The organism is Xanthomonas sp. WHRI 10204 (assembly GCF_040202875.1).
Classification (GTDB): Bacteria; Pseudomonadota; Gammaproteobacteria; order Xanthomonadales; family Xanthomonadaceae; genus Xanthomonas.
Window position 1 is genome coordinate 277,378 of the sequence record NZ_JBEGDW010000002.1, and the last position, 20,765, is coordinate 298,142.

23 protein-coding genes are annotated in these 20,765 nt (G+C 63.9%); 13 read left to right on the plus strand and 10 right to left on the minus strand.

Annotated elements, in window-relative coordinates; translation table 11 throughout:
- Positions 1-89 precede the first annotated feature (89 nt).
- From ABQZ00_RS11930 to ABQZ00_RS11940, 3 genes are read right to left on the minus strand one after another with little or no spacing between them, the layout of a single operon-like run.
- The gene (locus ABQZ00_RS11930; RefSeq protein ID WP_503064275.1) at positions 90-641 is read right to left on the minus strand and encodes a GNAT family N-acetyltransferase; all 552 of its coding nucleotides are present in this window, start codon (positions 639-641) and stop codon (positions 90-92) included.
- A complete protein-coding gene (locus ABQZ00_RS11935; RefSeq protein ID WP_323538235.1) occupies positions 641-1,168 on the minus strand; it encodes an alpha/beta fold hydrolase in 528 nt (175 codons plus the stop codon). The genes ABQZ00_RS11930 and ABQZ00_RS11935 overlap by 1 nt, the downstream gene beginning before the upstream one ends.
- A complete protein-coding gene (locus ABQZ00_RS11940) occupies positions 1,165-1,656 on the minus strand; it encodes an MOSC domain-containing protein (RefSeq protein ID WP_055844720.1) in 492 nt (163 codons plus the stop codon). The genes ABQZ00_RS11935 and ABQZ00_RS11940 overlap by 4 nt, the downstream gene beginning before the upstream one ends.
- 23 nt (positions 1,657-1,679) lie before the next feature.
- On the opposite strand from ABQZ00_RS11940, the gene ABQZ00_RS11945 reads away from it, so the two are divergent.
- A complete protein-coding gene (locus ABQZ00_RS11945; protein WP_323538234.1) occupies positions 1,680-2,255 on the plus strand; it encodes an N-acetylmuramoyl-L-alanine amidase in 576 nt (191 codons plus the stop codon).
- 43 nt (positions 2,256-2,298) lie between these two features.
- On the opposite strand, the gene ABQZ00_RS11950 is transcribed toward ABQZ00_RS11945, so the two are convergent.
- The 4 genes from ABQZ00_RS11950 to ABQZ00_RS11965 form a co-directional block, all read right to left on the minus strand.
- The gene (locus ABQZ00_RS11950; RefSeq protein WP_323538233.1) at positions 2,299-3,249 is read right to left on the minus strand and encodes a DUF1684 domain-containing protein; all 951 of its coding nucleotides are present in this window, start codon (positions 3,247-3,249) and stop codon (positions 2,299-2,301) included.
- A gap of 88 nt (positions 3,250-3,337) precedes the next feature.
- Positions 3,338-4,210 (minus strand): sulfurtransferase, encoded by an 873-nt coding sequence (locus ABQZ00_RS11955; RefSeq protein WP_055844729.1) that lies wholly within the window; start codon positions 4,208-4,210, stop codon positions 3,338-3,340.
- A complete protein-coding gene (locus tag ABQZ00_RS11960) occupies positions 4,207-5,004 on the minus strand; it encodes a CoA pyrophosphatase (RefSeq protein ID WP_055844732.1) in 798 nt (265 codons plus the stop codon). Before ABQZ00_RS11960 ends, ABQZ00_RS11955 begins: the two co-directional genes overlap by 4 nt.
- Positions 5,005-5,120: 116 nt before the next feature.
- Positions 5,121-5,819 carry an FKBP-type peptidyl-prolyl cis-trans isomerase gene (locus ABQZ00_RS11965; protein WP_046964641.1) on the minus strand — a complete coding sequence of 233 codons (699 nt, stop codon included), beginning with the start codon at positions 5,817-5,819 and terminating at the stop codon, positions 5,121-5,123.
- 164 nt (positions 5,820-5,983) lie between these two features.
- Here ABQZ00_RS11965 and ABQZ00_RS11970 point away from each other — a divergent pair, with 164 nt between their 5' ends.
- The 3 genes from ABQZ00_RS11970 to nth are packed head-to-tail and all read left to right on the plus strand — an operon-like array spanning position 5,984 to position 7,853.
- On the plus strand, positions 5,984-6,766 hold the full coding sequence (locus tag ABQZ00_RS11970; RefSeq protein ID WP_115561772.1) for an enoyl-CoA hydratase/isomerase family protein: 783 nt from the start codon (positions 5,984-5,986) through the stop codon (positions 6,764-6,766).
- 8 nt (positions 6,767-6,774) lie between these two features.
- Complete coding sequence (locus ABQZ00_RS11975) at positions 6,775-7,146, plus strand: hypothetical protein (protein ID WP_115527519.1); 372 nt, start codon at positions 6,775-6,777, stop codon at positions 7,144-7,146.
- 41 nt (positions 7,147-7,187) lie between these two features.
- Positions 7,188-7,853 carry an endonuclease III gene (gene nth / locus ABQZ00_RS11980; RefSeq protein WP_115528249.1) on the plus strand — a complete coding sequence of 222 codons (666 nt, stop codon included), beginning with the start codon at positions 7,188-7,190 and terminating at the stop codon, positions 7,851-7,853.
- A 433-nt stretch (positions 7,854-8,286) separates the two neighbouring features.
- Here nth and ABQZ00_RS11985 read toward each other — a convergent pair whose 3' ends face one another.
- The 3 genes from ABQZ00_RS11985 to ABQZ00_RS11995 form a co-directional block, all read right to left on the minus strand.
- Positions 8,287-9,846, minus strand: coding sequence for a SulP family inorganic anion transporter (locus ABQZ00_RS11985; RefSeq protein ID WP_055844740.1), 1,560 nt, complete (start codon positions 9,844-9,846; stop codon positions 8,287-8,289).
- An 11-nt stretch (positions 9,847-9,857) separates the two neighbouring features.
- The gene (locus tag ABQZ00_RS11990) at positions 9,858-10,538 is read right to left on the minus strand and encodes a carbonic anhydrase (RefSeq protein ID WP_055844743.1); all 681 of its coding nucleotides are present in this window, start codon (positions 10,536-10,538) and stop codon (positions 9,858-9,860) included.
- Between the two features lie 115 nt (positions 10,539-10,653).
- Positions 10,654-10,974, minus strand: a complete 321-nt coding sequence (locus tag ABQZ00_RS11995) for a hypothetical protein (protein WP_193552544.1) — start codon at positions 10,972-10,974, stop codon at positions 10,654-10,656.
- A 337-nt stretch (positions 10,975-11,311) separates the two neighbouring features.
- Here ABQZ00_RS11995 and ABQZ00_RS12000 point away from each other — a divergent pair, with 337 nt between their 5' ends.
- The 9 genes from ABQZ00_RS12000 to rnt all read left to right on the plus strand — a co-directional run bounded on the left by ABQZ00_RS12000 (position 11,312) and on the right by rnt (position 20,557).
- Positions 11,312-12,562, plus strand: coding sequence for an OprO/OprP family phosphate-selective porin (locus tag ABQZ00_RS12000; RefSeq protein WP_323538232.1), 1,251 nt, complete (start codon positions 11,312-11,314; stop codon positions 12,560-12,562).
- Between the two features lie 203 nt (positions 12,563-12,765).
- Positions 12,766-13,785 carry a phosphate ABC transporter substrate-binding protein PstS gene (gene pstS / locus ABQZ00_RS12005; RefSeq protein ID WP_323538231.1) on the plus strand — a complete coding sequence of 340 codons (1,020 nt, stop codon included), beginning with the start codon at positions 12,766-12,768 and terminating at the stop codon, positions 13,783-13,785.
- Positions 13,786-14,121: 336 nt separating this feature from the next.
- Positions 14,122-15,213 (plus strand): phosphate ABC transporter substrate-binding protein PstS, encoded by a 1,092-nt coding sequence (gene pstS, locus ABQZ00_RS12010; protein ID WP_055844755.1) that lies wholly within the window; start codon positions 14,122-14,124, stop codon positions 15,211-15,213.
- A 112-nt stretch (positions 15,214-15,325) separates the two neighbouring features.
- Positions 15,326-16,300, plus strand: coding sequence for a phosphate ABC transporter permease subunit PstC (pstC, locus tag ABQZ00_RS12015; protein WP_039420811.1), 975 nt, complete (start codon positions 15,326-15,328; stop codon positions 16,298-16,300).
- Positions 16,300-17,169, plus strand: coding sequence for a phosphate ABC transporter permease PstA (gene pstA, locus ABQZ00_RS12020; RefSeq protein WP_115512051.1), 870 nt, complete (start codon positions 16,300-16,302; stop codon positions 17,167-17,169). Before pstC ends, pstA begins: the two co-directional genes overlap by 1 nt.
- Positions 17,170-17,191: 22 nt before the next feature.
- On the plus strand, positions 17,192-18,022 hold the full coding sequence (gene pstB / locus ABQZ00_RS12025; protein WP_039420807.1) for a phosphate ABC transporter ATP-binding protein PstB: 831 nt from the start codon (positions 17,192-17,194) through the stop codon (positions 18,020-18,022).
- Positions 18,023-18,132: 110 nt separating this feature from the next.
- Entirely contained in the window at positions 18,133-18,843 is a 711-nt protein-coding gene (gene phoU / locus ABQZ00_RS12030; RefSeq protein WP_055844762.1) for a phosphate signaling complex protein PhoU, read from the plus strand.
- 125 nt (positions 18,844-18,968) lie between these two features.
- Positions 18,969-19,358: an RcnB family protein gene (locus tag ABQZ00_RS12035; RefSeq protein WP_323538230.1), complete on the plus strand. Its 390-nt coding sequence runs from the start codon at positions 18,969-18,971 to the stop codon at positions 19,356-19,358.
- Between the two features lie 557 nt (positions 19,359-19,915).
- Positions 19,916-20,557 (plus strand): ribonuclease T, encoded by a 642-nt coding sequence (gene rnt, locus ABQZ00_RS12040; RefSeq protein ID WP_115527515.1) that lies wholly within the window; start codon positions 19,916-19,918, stop codon positions 20,555-20,557.
- Positions 20,558-20,765 lie beyond the last annotated feature (208 nt).

Sequence of the window (20,765 nt, forward strand, 5' to 3'; positions counted from 1 at the left end):
CGATGCAGGGTGCCGGTGAGCGAACGGGCGCCACCTGTGCGCAGGATCACGACTGCATCCGTTCACGCATGTGCAGCGCTGCGCGCGACTCAGCCCAGACCGAATGCCGGGTGATAGGCCACATCGGCCAGTGGCAACAGCCGGTCGCCGAACGCCAACGCCTGCAATTCCGATACCGGTGCATCGGGCACGCTCAGCCCCGGCTCGACGGCGAACCCAAACCGCCGGAAAAAACCGGGTTCGCCAAAGGCAACGCATCCCGCCGCGCCGCGCTCGCGCAAGGTCGCCAGGGCTGCGTGCACCAGACGGCTACCCAGGCCCTGGCGTTGGTGGCCCGGGCCCACCGCCAACGGCCCCAGCGCAAACCAGCCGGACGACCCGTCGGACAAGCTCACCGGCGACACTGCCAGATGGCCGACCACGTAACCATCGTGGTCGGCGACCAATGACAATGCCAGCGCATCGTCATGACGCAGCGCGGCGATCACATGCTGTTCGTCATGACGGCTGTGCTCGGCGCGCATGAACGCCACCATGGTCAATATCTCGATGGCGGCGGTGTCGCCGTCGCTGGCCTCGCGAATCAGCACCGCCGTCGCCGGCTCGGCCGGTGTGGGCGGCATGTCGTCAGCCTCGTGCATCACAGGCGCTGCAACAGTTCGGCGAACGCGTTCGCTGCCGTGTCCACATGCGCGGCGAGATCGTGCTCATCGTCGACCAGCAACAGCCGCGCCTGACGCGCCTGCGCCCAGGCGATCACGTCTGCGGCGGGAATCAGCGCATCGCGCCAGGCATGCACCACCGAGATCGGCACCGGCGCAGCATCCAGCGCCGGCAGCGGGCCCATCGTGGTTGGCGGCACCATCAAAAACAGCCCACGCGTAGGCACCTGCAGCGACACCTGCGCAGCGATATAGGCGCCCAGACTGGAACCCACCAGCACCAACGGCCCCTTGCCTGCGGCGTCGCGTGCGATCTGCAGCAATCGCTGCAGGCGTCCGCGCACGTCACCGAGCGGGCTGACATCGCGCTGCGCATCAAGATCGGTGAAATCCGGGCGTTCATGGGTCCACCCCAGGCGGTCGGCAACCTCGGCCAATGCGCTGACCTTGCGCGCCGCAGGGCCGCTTTCGAACCCATGCGCCAGAATGCAATGGCCGCGGCTCATAGCGCCTGCACCGTATCGCCAATACGCAGCACGCCGCCGCGCAGGACACGCGCGCACAGCCCACCGTGTCCACGCATCGCGTTGTAGCCGCCCGCGCCCAGCGCGTCTTCCATGCGCGAGCATGGGTCGCACGGGTCGGTGCCTTCCAGCTCGACATCGCCAATGCGGAAGCGCCGCCCTTTCAATGCGATCAGCGGAATGCCGGCGATCACCAGATTGCGGCGCAGCGTGGCCGGCGCGATCGTCGCATGCCCCGCCAGCGCCGCGATCACCGGCAGATGCTCGGCCTGGATCAAGGTGATCCCACGCTTGCCGCTGCCGCCCTTGTAGCGATCGCCGACCAGCCCGATGCCGGTGGTGGCCTGCGCGGCGTCCACCTCCAACATCTCCACATCACGCGCCGGACGCACGCCGATCCAGGTCACCTGACCGGTCTGCGGCAGCGTCGCCATCAATTTGCCCAAAGGGCTGTCGGGATTCAAAGCCATCGGCGAATGCTAGCATTCGCTTCATGTCCGATGCCGTCCTGCCGTCGCCACCGATCACCTACGCGCCGTTGTCTTACGAATCGCGACTGGCACGCCGCCGGCTCGAGCACATCGACATGGTGGTCATCCACTGCACCGAATTGCCCGACATGGCCATGGCGCGCGACTACGGCGAGCGCGTGCTCTACGACAGCGGCACCGGCAACAGCGGGCATTACTACATCGATCGCAACGGCAGCATCCAGCAGTACGTGGCGCTGGACCGCGTCGCGCATCACGTGCGCGGCCACAATCCGCATACCTTGGGCATCGAGCTGGTCAACAGCGGCCGCTATCCGCACTGGCTCGACTCGCGCCATCAAGCGATGCGCGAAGCGTATCCGGACGTGCAGATCGCCACGCTAATCACCTTGCTGCAATGGCTGCAGCAGCAGCTGCCATCGGTGCGCCGCATCGCCGGTCATCAGGAACTGGACACCACCCAGGAAGCGGCCAGCGACGATTCGGCACGCAAGATCCAGCGCAAGCTCGACCCCGGCCCGTTGTTTCCATGGCCCCGTATCGAAGCGGCGGTCGGCTGGGCCCACGCATTGCGTTGAGCGCACGGGACACGCGTCGTCAGCGACCGCAGAGCCCGTGCGATCAGGGGTCCACGGGGCGATAGGTTTTTTCGCCCGCATTCACCGCCACCGTCAGCCGATTTTCCGGCGGCGCGATCGGGCAGACCACATGCGGGGTGAACGCGCAGGGCGGATTTTCGGCGAGATTGAAATCGAGCAGCACACGGCCATCGCGCGGCATCGCGGTGAACAGATAGCGCGCGCCGCCATAACTTTCCTTGCCACTGGTGCGATCGGTGAACAGAAAAAACAGACCGCTGCCATCGTCCTGCGCGAGCGGCTGCAGATGGTATTCCCGACCATCGCGGGTAAACACCGCCTCGCCCGGAACCTCCGCCGTCAATGGCGTGCCGATCGAGGTCAGCAAAGTCACCCTCCGCGGTACGGCATACGGCTGCCAGCGTGCATCGACCCGCCATTGCGGGTCGATCGGGAAATACTCGAAGCCCTGAAATGCGGTCAACGCCGGCGCTGCCGGGTCGCGAAAACGCCAGCCAAACAATGTGCCGGTCTGCACCAGATAGAACTGCCGGTTGTCCACATCGAGCCGGTCGCCACGCCGCTCAGCCCGCTCCGGCTCCAGGCTGACGTCATCGACAGCCTGTCCGTTCAAGCTCACCGCCGCACCGGCAGCCGCCTTGAAGCGCACGTGGCCCTCGGCATCCAGGCTGAGCTGGCCCAGCTGTGCAGGGCCGGCAGGCAACACGACATCGCTGTGCGGATCGCTGCCGACCTGATACCGACCTGCACGCACGCGACCGGAGGCGGTATAGCTCAGCCAGCCATCGGGCGCACGCACGTGTGCCAGCCGTTGCGCGCGAACACGTTCCAGCGCGACCTGATACACCTGCTGCTTATCGGCATTCGAACGATTGGCCGCGCGCACAGCGCCGGCACCGCCAGACTCAGCCGAACACGCAACCATCGCCATCACCGCGACGCACAAGGCGCCCACCTGCAACTGCAACCGCATGCATCCACCCACCACTGCAAGAAACTGCGCTCCGCGCAGTGAGCCTGCGTCCCCACAGACCACCCTTCCTGCGGCTATTGTGCATGCATCAGGCAGCAGTCGCGACCGGACGCGACGGATCCTGCAACCAGCCGCTCCAGGAACCGGCATAGACGCGCGCGCCGGACAGGCCGGCCACTTCCAACGCCAACAGCAGATGGCAGGCGGTCACGCCCGATCCGCACATCACCACGGCCTGCTCGGGCCGGTACGTGCCCAGCAATGCAGATAGCTCGGCACGCAATTCATCGGCCGGTTTAAAGCGGCCATCGCGGAGGCTCAGACCCAGCGGACGACTCACCGCACCCGGCACATGCCCGGCGATCGGATCGATCGGCTCCACCTCACCGCGAAACCGCTCGCCTGCGCGCGCATCCAGCAGCCAACCCGGGGCCTGCTCCAGCCGCGCCAGGATCTGTTCGGCGTCCACTACGGCATTGGCGTCGAAACTGCCGGGATACGCGGCGCCATCGTGCGCTGCTGGCAGCTCGGTGGTCTCGGCCAAGCCGGCGGCGCGCCACGCAGCCAGCCCGCCATCCAGCACCGCCACGCGGCGATGCCCCATCAGCCGCAGCATCCACCACGCGCGTGCGGCGGCCATGCTGCCATCGCCCGCGTCGTAGACCACCACCTGGCTGTGCGGATCGATGCCCCACGCGCCCAGGCGCCTGGCAAAGTCGGCGCTGTGCGGCAACGGATGCCGCCCTTGATCGGCACGCGACAGGTCAGCCAGGTCATGATCGAGATCGACGTAATGCGCGCCGGGCAGATGTCCCTGCGCATACGCCTTGCGTGCCGCCTGCGGATCAGGCGCGGTTGGCGGCGCGGCGCGCGCATCCAATAGCCGCAGCTGCGGGTGCGGCAATGCCGCCGCCAGGGTGGCGCTATCGACCAGCGTGGTCCAGTTCGGATCGGCACTCATGCAACCTGCTCCAGGCGACGACGAAGATTGAGGAGAATGGCCGCAGTGGCGCCCCAGATGCGCTGCCCTGGCCAATCGTATTCGAGCACGCGCCGCTGGCGGCCGCGAAATTCCAGCTCCACGCTGCGCAGATTGTCCGGGTCCATCAGATAGGCCAGCGGCACTTCGAAGACCTCGGCCACCTCTTCCGGCTGCGGCACCGCCACGAACGCGGGGTCGATCACCGCCACCACCGGCGTGACCCGAAACCCGCTCACGGTCAAAAACGGATCCAGATATCCCAGCGCGTGCACCTGCTGCGCACCCAGCGCGATCTCCTCGCAGCTCTCGCGCAAGGCCGCCGCTGCCGCATCGGCATCGGCAGGCTCCATCCGCCCGCCCGGGAAGCTGACCTGCCCGGCATGGTGGCGCAGGCTGTCGGTGCGCCGGGTCAGCAGCACCATCGTGCCCTGCTCGCGCGGCACCAGGCCGCATAGCACCGCCGCTTCGGCGGACGCACCGCCCTCGCTAAGATCGATCAGTTCGGCATGGTTCCAGCCCGGCCCGTCGGGTGCGGTGTCCAGCGAATACAGCGCCCGGCGCAACTGCGCGTACTCGGGCAGCGCGGCCATGAGCCCACGTGCGGGCAACACGGTGTGCAACAACTCCTGGCGTTCGGCGTCACTCATGCTCATCCACCGTGCAATTTCATCCAGGCTGCGCAGGCAGCCGACACAGTGCGACTGCGCGTCCAACGAACATACACCGATACATGGGCTGGGCAGATCCCCGCGATTGGAATCGGTGTCGCTCATCGCGCGTTTCCGCAGCCGCGGCGTGGGTGTTTCATCGCTCTCTTCAGCAAGGTTGGGACGCCAAAACGACAACGCCGGCCTGGCGGCCGGCGTTGTCAGTGCAACAGCACAAGCAATTACTTGACGCTGACCAGCTTGATCTCGAACTGCACCGCCACGTTCGGCGGGAACGGCGTACGCGGGTCGGCGCCATAGGCCTGATCCGACGGCAACGTCACTTCCCACTTGGAGCCGGCCGGCATCTGCAGCAGGGTCTCGCGCATGGCCTTCATTTCGACTTCGCTGACCTTGATGGCCGGGATCTGCTGCGCCGGACGCGCCTTCTCACGGTCGCCGAAGGGGAACGGACCGGCCACTTCCAGCTGCACGGTGCTGGCCTGGGTCGGCTTGGCGCCCTTGCCCGCTTCGATCACGCGGTACTGCACGCCGCTCGGCAGCGTCTGCACGCCAGCGGTGCCCTTGTTCTTGGCCAGGAACTGCTCGCTCTTGGTCTTGTTGGCAGCAGCGGCCTTGTCGTACTCGGCCTTGGCCTGCTGGGCACGGCCCTGCTCACGCTTCTGGAACGCTTCGACCGCCGGCTTCAGCTGGTCGGCAGTGATCGCCGGCTGCTTCTTGGCATAGGCGTCCTGCAGACCCTTTACCACCGCGTTGATGTCGAGCTGCTCGCCGCGACCGGTGAGTTCGGCAAGGTTATTGCCGTAGTCGTAACCGAAGTAATAGCTCAACTTGCCCTTTTCGGACGTCGTGTCCTGGGCCAGTGCATTGCCCGTCAGGGCCAGGGCCGCCACAGCGACCGCGATAGAACGCAACTTCATCAAACAATTCTCCAGGGTGGTGGCACAGGACGGGTCTGCCGCCTGAGATGACGCGCTAGGATAGCGGCCGCGATACCGAACCGCTACTTATCACGAAAGCTATGACCAGCAAGGCTTTCGGAAGTTCCGTATTTACTATTTTTTTACGTTCGCAAGGGTTTGCCATGTCCAATGACGTCATTCTGATCGCCGATCACGCCAGTGTCCGGACCATTACGGTCAATCGGCCGGACAAACTGAACGCATTGAACCGCGACACCATGCTGGCGCTGGACCAGGCGTTCGTGGACGCGGCAAGCGCCGACGACGTGCGCGTGGTGGTCCTCACTGGCGCCGGGCCCAAATCCTTCGTGGCCGGCGCGGACATCGCCGAAATGAGCGCGTTGTCGGCGATGGACGGCCGGGAATTTTCGCTGGTCGGGCAGCGCTTGATGCGCCGGATCGAACGCATGCCCAAACCGGTGATCGGCATGATCAACGGATTTGCGCTCGGCGGCGGGCTGGAGCTGGCAATGGCCTGCCATCTGCGCATCGCCGCATCCACCGCACGGCTGGGGCAGCCAGAAATCAATCTCGGCCTGATTCCCGGCTTCGGTGGCACCCAGCGCCTGTTGCGCCTGACCGGCCGTGCCGCAGCACTGGAACTGTGCCTACTCGGCATGCCGATCGATGCAGCGCGCGCACTGCAACTGGGCCTGGTCAATCGCGTGGTCGAGCCCGACGCCTTGCAGGAAGAAACCCAGACCCTGGCCCAACGCCTGGCGAGCGCCGCGCCGCTGGCATTGCGCGGCATTCTGGATGCGGTCGTGTTCGGCGGCGAATGCGGCATCGAAGAAGGCCTGCAGCTGGAAACCGCACAATTTGCGCTGCTGTTCGCCAGCGAGGACATGCGCGAAGGCACCCGCGCGTTCCTCGACAAGCGCCCCGCACAGTTCCACAACCGCTGAGCACCGTGATGCCGCACGCCACCCTACCGGCACCGCGCGCACTGGCCATGCGCTTGTTCGACTGCGTGCAAGCGGACGATCTCGATCGTGCGCTGCAACTGGGCCTGATGGACTACCAGCCCGACCCGCACCTCGATGCAGCGGATGCACCGGTCGTGGCGGCCCTGCTCGCCGCACAACAGCGCCTGCGCGCTGCGTGGGCCGCACGCGAACGCTATCGCGCACGTGCCGCTCGGCTGCAACGCCGCGCCGCCGAACGTGACGCGCGGCGTACGCCCGCACCGGCACCCAGCCAGCCGGCAGCGGCCGCGTTGCCGCCGTTGGCCGCGGCGATCCTTGCGCGTGCCAAAGCCAAGGCAGCGGGAGGAACGCCGTCTTGAACGCTGCACGCCCTGCACCGCCAGCGCGCCGCAGCAGCGGCATGCGCAAGCCTGAAATACAGGAAATGTTCGAGCGTCTGCGCGAACTCAATCCACACCCGACCACCGAGCTGGAATACACCACGCCATTCGAGCTGTTGATCGCAGTGTTGCTCTCCGCGCAGGCCACCGATGTCGGCGTCAACAAGGCCACCCGCAAGTTGTATCCGGTCGCCAATACCCCACGCGACATTCTCGATCTTGGCGAAGAAGGACTGAAGCGCTACATCGCCACCATCGGCCTGTTCAACGCCAAGGCCAAGAACGTCATCGCCACCTGCCGCATTCTGCTTGAGCAATACGGCGGCGAGGTGCCGCACGATCGTGCAGCGCTGGAAGCTCTACCCGGCGTCGGCCGCAAGACCGCCAATGTGGTGCTCAACACCGCATTCGGCGAACCGACGATGGCCGTGGACACGCATATCTTTCGCGTCTCCAACCGCACTGGCCTTGCGCCGGGCAAGGACGTGCGCGCGGTCGAAGACAAACTGGTCAAGGTCATCCCTGCAGAATTCCTGCACGACGCACACCACTGGCTGATCCTGCACGGACGCTACGTGTGCAAGGCCCGCAAACCCGATTGCCCGGGCTGCGTGATTCATGACCTGTGCCGCTACCGCGACAAGACCGCGGCGCCAGCCGAACGGCCCCCAGCTTCGACGCGCTGACCCGGTCCAAGCGCAGCTGAAGAACGACTGCGCTCACCACCAGCGGGCGCTGCCAGCGCTCGGTGCGGCTGCGGCTGTACGACTCATACATTCCGGTCCTGAGCGCGCCACCCACATCCCCCGAGACTCTCGCCACGTCTGGTGAGCCGCTTCAAGACAACATGGCTGACATGCTTTAGCTCAGCCATCACATCCAAAACAGGGACACGCAGATCCGCGTTCGCTCTCTGGTGCCGTCAGCACGCAAGCCGTTGCGCTTGCCATTTCCAATTGCCAATTGCCAATTGCCAATTGCGAATTGCCGATTGCCGATTCCCGATTGCCGATTCACCGTCAAAAAAAATCGCGACCGGATGATGCGTCTTTCGGCGCCATGCATCATCCGGTCACGACAGATGTCACCCGGCGCGAACGCCGGGCGTTTGTCACTGACTTATGCCGCTTTGCGCGGTTCGCCCACCAACGTTCTTTCAACGGTCGGCTGACCTTCGACGCGGCGGTCCAGCTCCTTCCAATCCACTACCAGCTCGCATCCGCGCGAAGCCGCATTCCGGCTCCAATCACGCAGCAACTCGATGCAGGCATGGTCGACGTGATGCAGCTTGGCCACGTCCAGATGCAGCGCGGTGTTCGGCGGCACGCTTTCCAGCGTCCGCGCCATTGCCGGCACTTTCAGGAACGTTGCCGACCCCTGCAGGGTCAGATGCATTTCGTCCTTCTTGTCGGCGTGCTCGCGCACCTCGACCTTCAGACGCGACGAATGCAGGGCCAGACGGAACAGCGACAGGCCGAAGCCGATCAACACGCCGGTCAGCAGGTCGGTCGCCACGATCGCGAAGGTGGTCGCCAGGTAGATGGCCGCAGTTCCACGACCGTAGGTCGCCAACTCCTTGACCTGCCCGATCTTGATCATCTTCACGCCCGTATAGACCAGGATGCCGGCCAGACATGCCACCGGCGTCATCCGCAGCAACCACGGCAACAGCATTGCGAAGACCAGCAACCAACCGCCATGCAGGATGGTCGAGGTCCGCGTGGCCGCACCGGCCTGGACATTGGCCGCACTACGCACGATCACGCCAGTCATCGGCAATGCGCCCAGGAAGCCGCACAGCATATTGCCAACGCCCTGCGCCGCCAGCTCACGGTCGTACTGCGTCCGTGCGCCTTGGTGCATGCGATCTACCGCCGCCGCCGACAGCAACGTTTCGGCGCTGGCGATAAAGGCAAAGGTCACCGCCGATACCAGCAAGGTGTGGTTGAACACGCCAAAGATGTCGGAGAAGCTGGGGATGGTGATCGCCGAGAACAGGTTGGTCGGAACGTCGACACGATTGACGTCCAGCCCCTGCAACTGCGCCGTCGCAGTCACTGCCACCACCGCGATCAACGCACCCGGCAGGAAGCGCAGACGCGTCGGACGCAGCTTGTCCCAGGCCAGGATGATGCCGATCGTCGCCAGACCCACGAACAATGCGGTGCGGCCGGTGCCTGCACTGATCGCCTGCCACAACACGGCAGGCAATGCAGCGAAGTTTTCCAGACCACGCGCCTTGGGCGCGGCATCCATCAACACATGCGCCTGCGATGCCACGATCAAGATGCCGATGCCCGACAACATGCCGGCCACCACGGCCGGCGATGTCATGCGGAACCACACACCCGCGCGGCACAGACCGGCAACCAGCTGAATCGCACCGGCCACCAGGATCACCGGCCCAAGCGCGGCAACGCCGTGCTCACGCACCAGTTCGAACACCAACACAGCCAGGCCGGCGGCCGGACCGCTCACCTGCAAAGGAGAGCCTGCCAGAAAGCCAACGACCAGCCCGCCGATGATGCCGGTGATCAGACCTGTGGCCGGAGGCATGCCGGACGCGATCGCAATACCCATGCACAACGGCAGCGCAACAAGAAAGACCACGACAGACGACAACAAATCACGCCCGAACAGTCCCTGACGGAAATATCCGCCGATACCTGATGTGTTCATGATCGACTCCGTCAGACGAGTTCAGCGCGGACGACTTGCTGCAGTCGCGGACGCGGAGTGGCTTCTGGAGTGCTTTCGGCCAGCAACGGGCGGAAGCCGCCCTTCTCGGCATCGAAGGCGCGGATCTCCCCGTGGGCGATATCGTAGATCCAGCCATGGATCCGCAAGGTGCCAGCCGCCAGACGGGCTGCAACCACCGGCTGCGTGCGCAGGTGATCGAGCTGCGAGACCACGTTCTCTTCGGTCATGCAGGTCAACGCGTCCTGGCTATGCGGATCGTGGCCGTGATGCGCGGTGACGTGACGTGCCGCATCGGTGTGCTTGAGCCACGCCGCCACGGACGGAACATCTTCCAGCGATTCCGGCTTGAGCACTGCCTTCATCGCGCCGCAGTCGGTATGACCGCAGATCACGATGTGACGCACGCCTAAAACGGCGATGGCGTACTCGATCGCCGCAACCACGCCGCTGACGTGCTGGGAGTAAGGCGGCACCACGTTGCCGATGTTGCGATAGACGAACAATTCACCGGGCTGCGCGGAGAAGATCAGCTCCGGCATAACGCGCGAGTCGGCACAAGTGATGAACAACGTATGCGGGCTTTGGCCGCCGGCCAGTTCCTGAAAGCGCGCACTCTGGCGCGGATACACTTCTTTACGGAAATGACGAAAACCTTCTAGCAAACTTTCCATGGGAGATTCCTCTAGGCAACGAATAGCCGTCCGCGGCGCAAACCGCGAATTGCAAAGACAAACAAATCAATAAGAAATCCGGCGCGCAGTGCACCGGGTACAGCGACAGCGGGGATCAGCCAAGCAGCGCGTTTGGAGGACGCAGTTGCGGGATCAGGTCGCGTTTTTGATTTGCCGGCGCATGATGCGCGTGCCAAGAAGGGGAATACCGCGCCAGCATCGGCCAAGCTTGGGAGAGCAAGGGGATATCGTCTGCAGGCTGTGTGTCGACTTGGCTTTGTGTATCGCCATCGTCCTGCGGATCTTCTGCTGCATCGCGTTCTTCGCCAGCTTCCACCATCACCGCAACGCCGTCGCCCACCAACGCATCGTAGATGCGCGTGTGTGCATTGGCTGCCGACCACGCGGTGAGCGCGAGCAGGCAGACCAACAGCAGTTGGAGGAATCGAGGAAACATGGCCTCGAAACTAACAATTTAGAACCTGCCTGCGCAAGTGGTGCGTTGCACAACCTGACATATATGTTCAGTTGGTAAGGGTTCCGGTTCAGGTCGTCTGATCAGGCAGCCTCTAGTGCTGCCAGCCCAGTGTGATGCAGTGCACTGTCACATGGCGAGCACGTTCAGATTTTTGACACACGATGACACAGTACAAACCATCGTAAATCCCTGTCTTTATTGGCAAAAATCATTTATTACGTTTCAGTGTTTTTGTCACATTAACGCAACTTTCACGCCATAGCCTGCGCCCACTTTCTCAGGTCGCAAGGCATCTATGAAACTCGCTCCCACCCTGCTTGGCGCAGCACTACTCCTGGCACTTGCCGCACCGGCCGCGCATGCCGAAATCGCCATCGATGTGATCGGCGGTTCCGAAGTCTCGCTGGAAGGCCTGGTCCAGGCCGACGGCAACTGGTTCCACAACGATGTGCAGGACCTCAATGGTCCGATCGGTGCCAATGGCGACAATTCCGAATTCAGCATCCGTCGCGCCGAGCTGGTACTCAAAGGCAAGGGCCCGGGCAACTTCGAATGGGTAGCCGGGTACGACCCGAGCGTGCTGAAGGAAGTGACCATCCGCGGTACCACCATCCGCAGCACCGGGCGTTTTCTGGACAACAACGTCAAGTACAAGTTTGGCGGCAACGCCAATAACTACCTGCAGATCGGTCAGTTCAAGCAGCCCAACAGCCTGGAAGAACTGTCCAGCACCAAGAACAACGACTTCGTGTCCAAGGCGTCGGTGACCAATACCTACGGCATCTCGCGCCGGCTGGGCGTGGCGTACGGCATGGGCGACAACAACTGGAGCGTGACTGCCAGCGCATTCGGCCGCGAACTGACCCGCAACCAGGCCCATGGCAGCGGCTACGGCGCGCGTGGCACCTGGGCGCCGATCAACGAAAGCGGCAACGTGCTGCATTTCGGTCTGAGCTACCTGGGTTACGACACCGACGACGACACCCTGCGTCTGCGCGCACGTCCGGACGCCGACCTCACCACCATCCGTCTGATCGACAGCGGCGCCATCACCAATGTGGATCGCGTGGGCGTGGCCGGTGCCGAAGCGATGTGGGTCACCGGGCCGTTCAAGCTGCAGAGCGAATATTTCCAGGAGACCGCCAAGCGTATCGGCAACAACGCGCAGGATTACAAGAGCGACGGTTGGTATGTCAGCGGCGTGTGGAACATCACTGGCGAAACCTGGGGCTACAAGGCCGGCGTGCCGACCACCCCGCTGCCGAACGAGCCGGCATCGGGCATGTGGCAGCTGGCCGCGCGCTACGACACGCTGGACCTCAACGATGGCCACCTGATCGCCAACGGCAACACTCCGTTCGTGGACGGCGTGCTGGGCGGCAAAATGAACGTGTGGACCATCGGTGCCAACTGGTATTGGCGCTCCAACTTCAAGTTCGCACTCGACTACGCGAAGGTGGAAAGCACCCGTTACAGCAGCGCCACGCGTGGTCTGGTCGACGACAACCCGTCGATCATCGAAGCACGCGCGCAGTTCTATTGGTAAGTGTCCGCACCGTTGGCCACCGTGCACGCGCTTGAGCGGATGCGGTGGCCAAGTGCACCTCAACGTGACCCGGCATTCCCCGGCGTGCGTTGGATAACGCCATCTTCTTTCTGTCATCTCTTCGACACCTCACGGTCATGCCGCTGCCCTGCAATGGCGCGACTGCGGGACGTCGTGATCCCTACCCTCTCTGGAGCTGTTCCGTGACCCACTCCTTCAAGACCCGTCTGGCCGTCGGCGTGCTCGCCGCCTCGCTGGCACTGTGCGCCCAGGCTGCCGATGTCACCGGCGCCGGTGCGTCCTTTATCTACCCTGTGATGTCCAAATGGTCGGCCGACTACAACGCCGCCACCAAGAAGCAGGTCAACTATCAATCGATCGGCTCGGGCGGCGGCATTGCCCAGATCAAGGCGGCCAGTGTGGACTTCGGTTCCTCCGACGCCCCGCTGAAGCCGGAAGAACTGGCCGCTGCCGGCCTGGCGCAGTTTCCGTCGGTGATCGGCGGCGTGGTGCCGGTGATCAACGTGGCCGGTATCGCACCGGGCGCGCTCAAGCTCGACGGCAAGACCCTGGGCGACATCTTCCTGGGCAAGATCAGCACCTGGAACGACCCGGCCATTGCCGCGCTCAACCCGGGCGTGAAGCTCCCCGAAGGCAAGATCACCGTGGTGCATCGCTCCGATGGCTCGGGCACCAGCTTCAACTTCACCAACTATCTGTCCAAGGTCAACCCGGACTGGAAGAGCAAGGTGGGCGAAGGCACCGCCGTGCAGTGGCCGAGCGGCATCGGCGGCAAGGGCAACGAAGGCGTGGCTGCCTATGTGAAGCAGATCAAGGGCGGCATCGGCTACGTCGAGCTGTCGTATGCGCTGCAGAACAAGATGTCCTACACCGCGATGAAGAACGCTGCCGGCAAGTTCGTGCAGCCGTCCGATGAAACGTTTGCCGCCGCGGCCAACAGCGCCGACTGGGGCAATAGCAAGGACTTCTACCTGGTGATGACCAATGCCGCAGGCGACAACGCCTGGCCGATCACTGCCACCAACTTCATCCTGGTGCAGAAGAAGCCCAAGAACGCCGCTGGCCTCAAGAACACGCTGGAGTTCTTCCGCTGGGTCTACAGCAAGGGCGATGCCCAGGCCAAGCAGCTGGACTATGTGCCGCTGCCGGACAGCCTGGTGACGCAGATCGAAGCGTATTGGGCCAAGAACCTGCCGCGCTAAACGCGTGCATCGACGCAGTGGCGCACATCGTCAGGTGTGCGCCACTGCGGTTGACGACAGCGTTGACGCGCGAGCACGGGCTTGGCGCGCAGGGGCCAGGCCTGCCTGACACCTGCATGTCACGTTGACTGGTCACTCTCGACAGAACAGGAACGACGCCGTCTCTCTCCCCGGCGTCGGGACCGGGACGCGGATCCCGGGGGGTGCGATGCCCTCCGCGGTCCGCGTCTTTTTTTGTGATGCCTCTCCCGAAGGCACTGTCATGAGCGTGTAACAAAAACATCATTTCATAGCGTGGTCTGCCGGACACCCGGCCAATCCAGCCTCGGAGCTTCCATGAAATTGCAGTCGGCCAGTCTGACCGCCCTGTCCCTCACCATCGCCCTTGCCCTGGCTGCGTGTTCGCCCGGCAAGGACGCGCAGTCCGGCGATGCCGCCAAGGGCGCTCCCAGCGCAGGCGCCACCGCAAGCGACAGCAAGGTTGCGGAAATCTCCGGTGCCGGTGCGTCCTTCATCTATCCGCTGGTGTCCAAGTGGTCGGCCGACTACAACGCCGCCACCGGCAACAAGGTCAACTACCAGTCGATCGGTTCCGGCGGCGGCATTGCCCAGATCAAGGCCGGCACGGTGGATTTCGGCTCGACCGACAAGCCGCTCGATAGCGCCGAGCTGCAACAGGCCGGCCTGGGCCAGTTCCCGTCCGCCATCGGCGGCGTGGTGCCGGTGGTCAATCTGGAAGGCATCGCCCCGGGCAAGCTGCGCCTGACCGGCGCGCTGCTGGGCGATATCTTCCTGGGCAAGGTCAGCATGTGGAACGACGCGGCGATTGTCGCGGCCAATCCCGGCGTGACCCTGCCGGCGACCAAGATCAATCTGGTGCACCGCTCCGATGGGTCGGGTACCACCTTCAACTTCTCCAACTACCTGTCCAAGGTCAGCCCGGAGTGGAAGAGCAAGGTCGGCGAAGGCACCTCCGTGCAGTGGCCCGGTGGCGTCGGCGGCAAGGGTAACGAAGGCGTGGCCTCGTACGTGCAGCAGATCAAGGGGTCGATCGGCTACGTCGAACTGGCCTATGCACTGCAGAACAAGATGCCGTACACCTCGCTGCAGAATGCCGCCGGCCAGTGGGTCGAGCCGAATGCAGACAGCTTTGCCGCCGCTGCCGCAAGCGCCGACTGGGCCAATGCCAAGGACTTCAACCTGGTGATCACCAATGCGCCGGGCGAGAAGGCCTGGCCGATCACGGCCACCAACTTCATGCTGATGCACAAGCAGGCCAAGGATGCCGAGCGCAGCAAGGCGACGCTGGACTTCTTCAAGTGGGCATTGGAAAACGGCCAGGCCCAGGCCAGCGAGCTGCATTACGTGCCGCTGCCGCCGGAGCTGGTGAAGCAGATCCAAGCCTATTGGGGCAGCGAGTTCAAGTAATGCCTGCATCCCGCCTGCATGGCGGGCTGCGCGGCGGTGAGGTGCCTGCGGGCGCCTCACCGTTCCTGATGTCTCACGCTCCCGCCAATGTGCGGGTGACGAGTTCAATCGAATGAATGCCACCGCCCTTCCCGAAGCGATGACCGCCCCCCGCGGCCGCGACCTGCGCGATGCGCGCGCCGACCGCCTGTTCAAACTTGCGCTCGCCGCCACCGTGGTGTTTGTGCTGTTGGCGCTCGGCAGCGCAGCGCTGTCGATGTTGTGGGGCGGACGCCACGCACTGCAGATGCAGGGCCTGAGCTTTTTCTATTCCGCCGACTGGAATCCGGTCGAAAACAAGTACGGCGCACTGGCGCCGATCTACGGCACCTTGGTCACCGCCCTGATCGCGATGGTGATTGCGGTGCCGGTGAGCTTCGGCATCGCGTTCTTTCTTACCGAAGTGGCGCCGCGCTGGTTGCGTGGGCCGGTAGGCACCGCAATCGAATTGCTGGCCGGCATTCCGTCGATCATCTACGGCATGTGGGGCCTGTTCGTGCTGGTGCCGGTGATGACCGAACACGTGACGCCGTGGCTCAACGATCACCTGGGCACATTGCCGGTGATCGGCCCGTTGTTTCAGGGCCCACCGCTGGGCATCGGCCTGCTCACCGCAGGATTCGTGCTGGCGATCATGGTGATCCCGTTTATCTCCTCGGTGATGCGCGAAGTGTTTCTGACGGTGCCGACGCGCCTGAAGGAATCGGCGTACGCGCTGGGCTCGACCAAGTGGGAAGTCAGCTGGGACATCGTGCTGCCGTACACGCGCTCTGCGGTGATCGGCGGCGTGTTTCTGGGATTGGGACGCGCGTTGGGCGAAACCATGGCGGTGGCCTTTGTGGTCGGCAACACGGTGCGCCTGTCGCCGTCGCTGCTGGAACCCGGCACCACCATCGCCGCATTGATCGCCAATGACTTCGGCGAGGCCACCGAAACCTATCGCTCGGCTTTGCTGCTGCTGGGCTTTGTGCTGTTCATCGTGACCTTCATCGTGCTGGCGATCGCGCGCTTCATGCTGATGCAGCTGTCGCGTCGGGAGGGCAACTGATGTCCGCTTCCTCTGTCTCGCAATCGCTGTACAACCGGCGTCGCGTCACCAATGTGGTGGCACTGTTGTTGTCGTGCGTCACTGCATTGTTCGGGTTGTTCTTCCTGGCCTGGATTCTGTGGACGCTGCTGTCCAAGGGCGTGCCCGGCATCGACCTCAATCTGTTTACCAAGATGACACCGCCGCCGATGCAGGAAGGCGGCCTGCTCAACGCCTTCTTCGGCAGTGCGGTGATGTGCGGGCTGGCGCTGGCGATCGGCACGCCGTTGGGCGTGGCGGCCGGTACCTGGCTGGCCGAGTATGGCAATGCGCGCAAGGCGGGCATCGTGGTGCGCTTCGTCAACGACATCCTGTTGTCTGCGCCGTCGATCGTGCTCGGCCTATTCGTCTACACCTTGTATGTGATGCAGACCGGCGGGCGGTTCTCCGCGTTTGCGGGCGCACTCTCGCTGGCCTTCATTGTGCTGCCGGTGGTGGTGCGTACCACCGACGAGATGCTGCGGCTGGTGCCGGCGCAGATGCGCGAAGCGGCCTTGTCGCTGGGCATTCCGCAGTGGAAGGTCACCGTGCAGGTGCTGTACCGCGCGGCATCGGCCGGCATTCTCACCGGCGTGTTGCTGGCGCTGGCGCGCATCAGCGGCGAAACCGCACCGCTGCTGTTCACTGCATTCGGCAATCAATACTGGAACAGCAACATCTTCCAACCGATGGCCAGCGTGCCGGTGATCATGAACCAGTTTGCAGGCAGCCCGTACGAATCCTGGCAGACCCTGGCTTGGTCCGGCGCACTGGTGCTGACCGTGTTCGTGTTGTTGGTGAGCCTGGGCGCACGTGCGCTGCTGTTGCGTAACAAGATTTCCAATGACTGACCTTTCTTTCCGGACACCCGACATGAACGATCTCCAAAACGCCAAGCCGATGCATCGCATCGCTGTTCCGGCCGCCAAGGGGGCGCCGACGGCGCAGGCGCCGGTGAAGGTGGCCGCACGCAATCTGGATTTCTATTACGACAAGTACCACGCGCTCAAAAGCATCGACATCGAGATTCCGGAAAAGCGCGTCACCGCGCTGATCGGCCCCTCCGGCTGCGGCAAATCGACCCTGCTGCGCATCTTCAACCGCATCTACGCGCTGTACCCGAAGATGGAAGCGCGCGGCGAAGTACTGCTGGATGGCGAAAACATCCTGTCGCCGAAGTACCCGATGAATCGCCTGCGCAGCAAGGTGGGCATGGTGTTTCAGAAGCCGGTTCCGTTTCCGATGACCATCTTCGAAAACGTTGCCTACGGCATCCGCCACCACGAAAAACTGTCCAAGCCCGACATGCAGAACCGCGTGGAACAGGCCTTGCGTCAGGGCGCATTGTGGGACGAGGTCAAGGACAAGCTGGGGCAAAGCGCGCTCGGCCTGTCTGGCGGTCAGCAGCAACGCCTGTGCATCGCACGCGCAGTGGCGCTGCGGCCGGACGTGTTGCTGCTGGACGAACCCACCTCGGCGCTGGATCCGATTTCCACCAGCCGTATCGAACAGTTGGTGGAAGAACTCAAGCGCGACTACACCATCGTGATCGTGACCCACAACATGCAGCAGGCCGCGCGCGTCTCCGATTACACCGCCTTCATGTATCTGGGCGACCTGATCGAGCACGACCGCACCGAAACGATTTTTTCCCAGCCGTCCAAGCAGCAGACCGAGGACTACATCACCGGCCGTTTCGGTTGATGTAAGGCGACGCACCGCAACGCCCGCACTGAAGCAGCTCCGTCGCCCTGCCCTACACGTCATTCGGCGCGGCTGACGGACATCCACCACTGCCACGAATCGAGATCACGATGAACCAGCACCTCAACGACCATATCGTCAAAAGCTACGACGAGGAGCAGCACCGTCTTGTCGCCGAGATCGTGCGCATGGGCGACACGGCAGTGGCGCAGCTGGAAGCGGCGCTGGACGTGGTGGAGCGTCGCGACGACAACGCCGCGCATCGCATCGTGGTCAACGACGAAGCGATCGACGCACTGGAACACGCGATCAGCCACGACGTGATGCGTTTGGCGTTGCGCGGCCCGATGGCGCGCGATCTGCGCGAGATTCTGGCCGGCCTGCGGATTCCTGCGGATATCGAACGCATCGGCGATTACGCGGCGAACGTGGCCAAGCGCTCGATCGCACTCAATTCCGCGCCGCCGCTGCCGCAGACGGTGGGCCTGCGTGCGCTGGGTCAGATGGCCGCCGATGCGGTCCGCGAGGCCGTACAGGCGTACCGCGACAAGGATGCCGATGCGGCGATCCGCGTGCGCGACGAAGATGCACGCCTGGATGCGCAGTACACGGCGCTATTCCGCGAGCTGCTGACCTACATGATGGAAGACCCGCGCAACATTACGCCGTGCACGCACTTGCTGTTCATGGCCAAGAACCTGGAACGCATCGGCGACCATGCGACCAACATCGCCGAGAACGTGTGGTTCCTGGTGCATGGCGAACAGCCGCTGCCGCCGCGCCTGAAGCGCGACGACACCAGCACCACCGGCGTGATCTGATCGCCGTTGGGTATCGGCACGCGTTGTCGATAAATAGCTAGAAGCCTTATTTCATTACGTATTCAGCTAAAAATTCCTACGGTGGGATTGCACACAGGCCGTTCCTGTGACGCAGGAGTACGCAGATGAAACGTCTCATCGGATCTTTCATGGTTGTATCGCTGCTGACCTCGGGAGCCGCGTTCGCCGCGCCCCAGCAGCACGACGATCGCGATCACATCGCACAGCAGCGTCACGACGATCACGGTCCGGACCGGCATGACGAGCATCGCAACGACAAGCACGATGATCGGCGCAGCGCACATCACGACGATCACCGCAACGATCGCCATGGCCCGCCCTTCCGGCGCGGCGAGCGCCTGGCACCAGACCATCGCGGTAACCGCGTCGCCGATTACCGCAAGCATCACCTCAAGCAACCGCCGCGCGGACATGAGTGGCGTCGCGTGGATAACCAATACGTGCTGATTGCCATCGCGACCGGCCTGATCGCCAGCGTCGTCGGCGGAGGTTGATCCCGAGACATCCGTGTCACTAGGCAGGCCCGGTCCGTGGCAACGCGGATCGGGCCTTCTTTTGCGTGACATCGTGGCCGGTAGACAGGGGAGTACAGCCGGAGCGGCCCGTGGCGCCCCGCACGAAAGCTTTGTGCATGCGCTTGATCGATGCTGGCTTACTGGCGGGAACGCGTGCGGATGGGGTTCTGACAGGCGACTCTCTGGTGAGGACGCGGCTTGCTCTTGGATCAACTACGCTCCGCCGGGTGGGCGCGGCATGTGCTCAGTGAGGCGCAGACCACGCGTGCACTCCGGGTCTGTGCAGCCCCTCCCCTCCTGCTGACGACTGCTCACCCGGTCTTGTTCGCCGTTCTGAGCTACACCGCTAGCCGTCATCGGCCCACTGCTTTGCGGTCCATTCGCACACCCCAGCCCGCCGTCTAGGCAGCGCCGTGGCGGTGACAAGTAGCGCTTTGCCTGCCGACCAGATGCGCCAGACCAAAGGCGGATACACCGAGGGCGGATACACCGAGGGCGGGTGCACCGGTCGGGCCCAGGGTGCGACCTGCTAGGCTATGCGGATGAACGAACCGGTCGACCCACAGCCTGCCCCCTCCTTTCTGCCCATGTCGCGGCGTTTCCGCGGCTATCTGCCTGTGGTGGTGGATGTAGAAACCGGAGGGTTCGACTGGAACAAACACGCATTGCTGGAAATCGCCTGCGTGCCGATCGAAATGGATGCCGACGGGCGCTTTTTCCCCGGCGAAACCGCCAGCGCGCATCTGGTCCCGGCCCCAGGACTGGAGATCGACCCCAAGTCGCTGGAGATTACCGGCATCGTGCTCGATCACCCGTTCCGTTTTGCCAAACAGGAAAAGGACGCGCTGGACCATGTGTTCGCACCGGTGCGCGCCGCGGTGAAGAAATATGGGTGCCAGCGCGCCATCCTGGTTGGCCACAACGCGCATTTCGATTTGAACTTCCTCAACGCCGCCGTTGCGCGCGTGGAGCACAAGCGCAATCCATTTCATCCCTTCAGCGTGTTCGACACGGTGACCCTGGCTGGCGTGGCGTACGGGCAGACCGTGTTGGCGCGTGCTGCGCAGGCGGCCGGTCTGGACTGGAACACCGCCGATGCGCACAGCGCGGTCTACGACACCGAACAGACCGCACGGCTGTTCTGCACCATCCTTAATGCCTGGCCAGGGCCTGTTTAGGGCTGGGATTGGGGATTTGGGATTCGAGATTGGCAAAAGCGGGGCGTTTGCGCGGCTGAAAGATCAGCCGGGTGCGGCAGCAACAGAGCAGCTGCTGCTCACTGCATGCAGCGTTGCCGGAGCGTGCGGTTAGAGCCTTCGTACTTCCCAGCCGCCCTGCAGGAGCAGCAAAGCGCCAGCCACCGCGCTTTTCCGATTCCCGATTCCC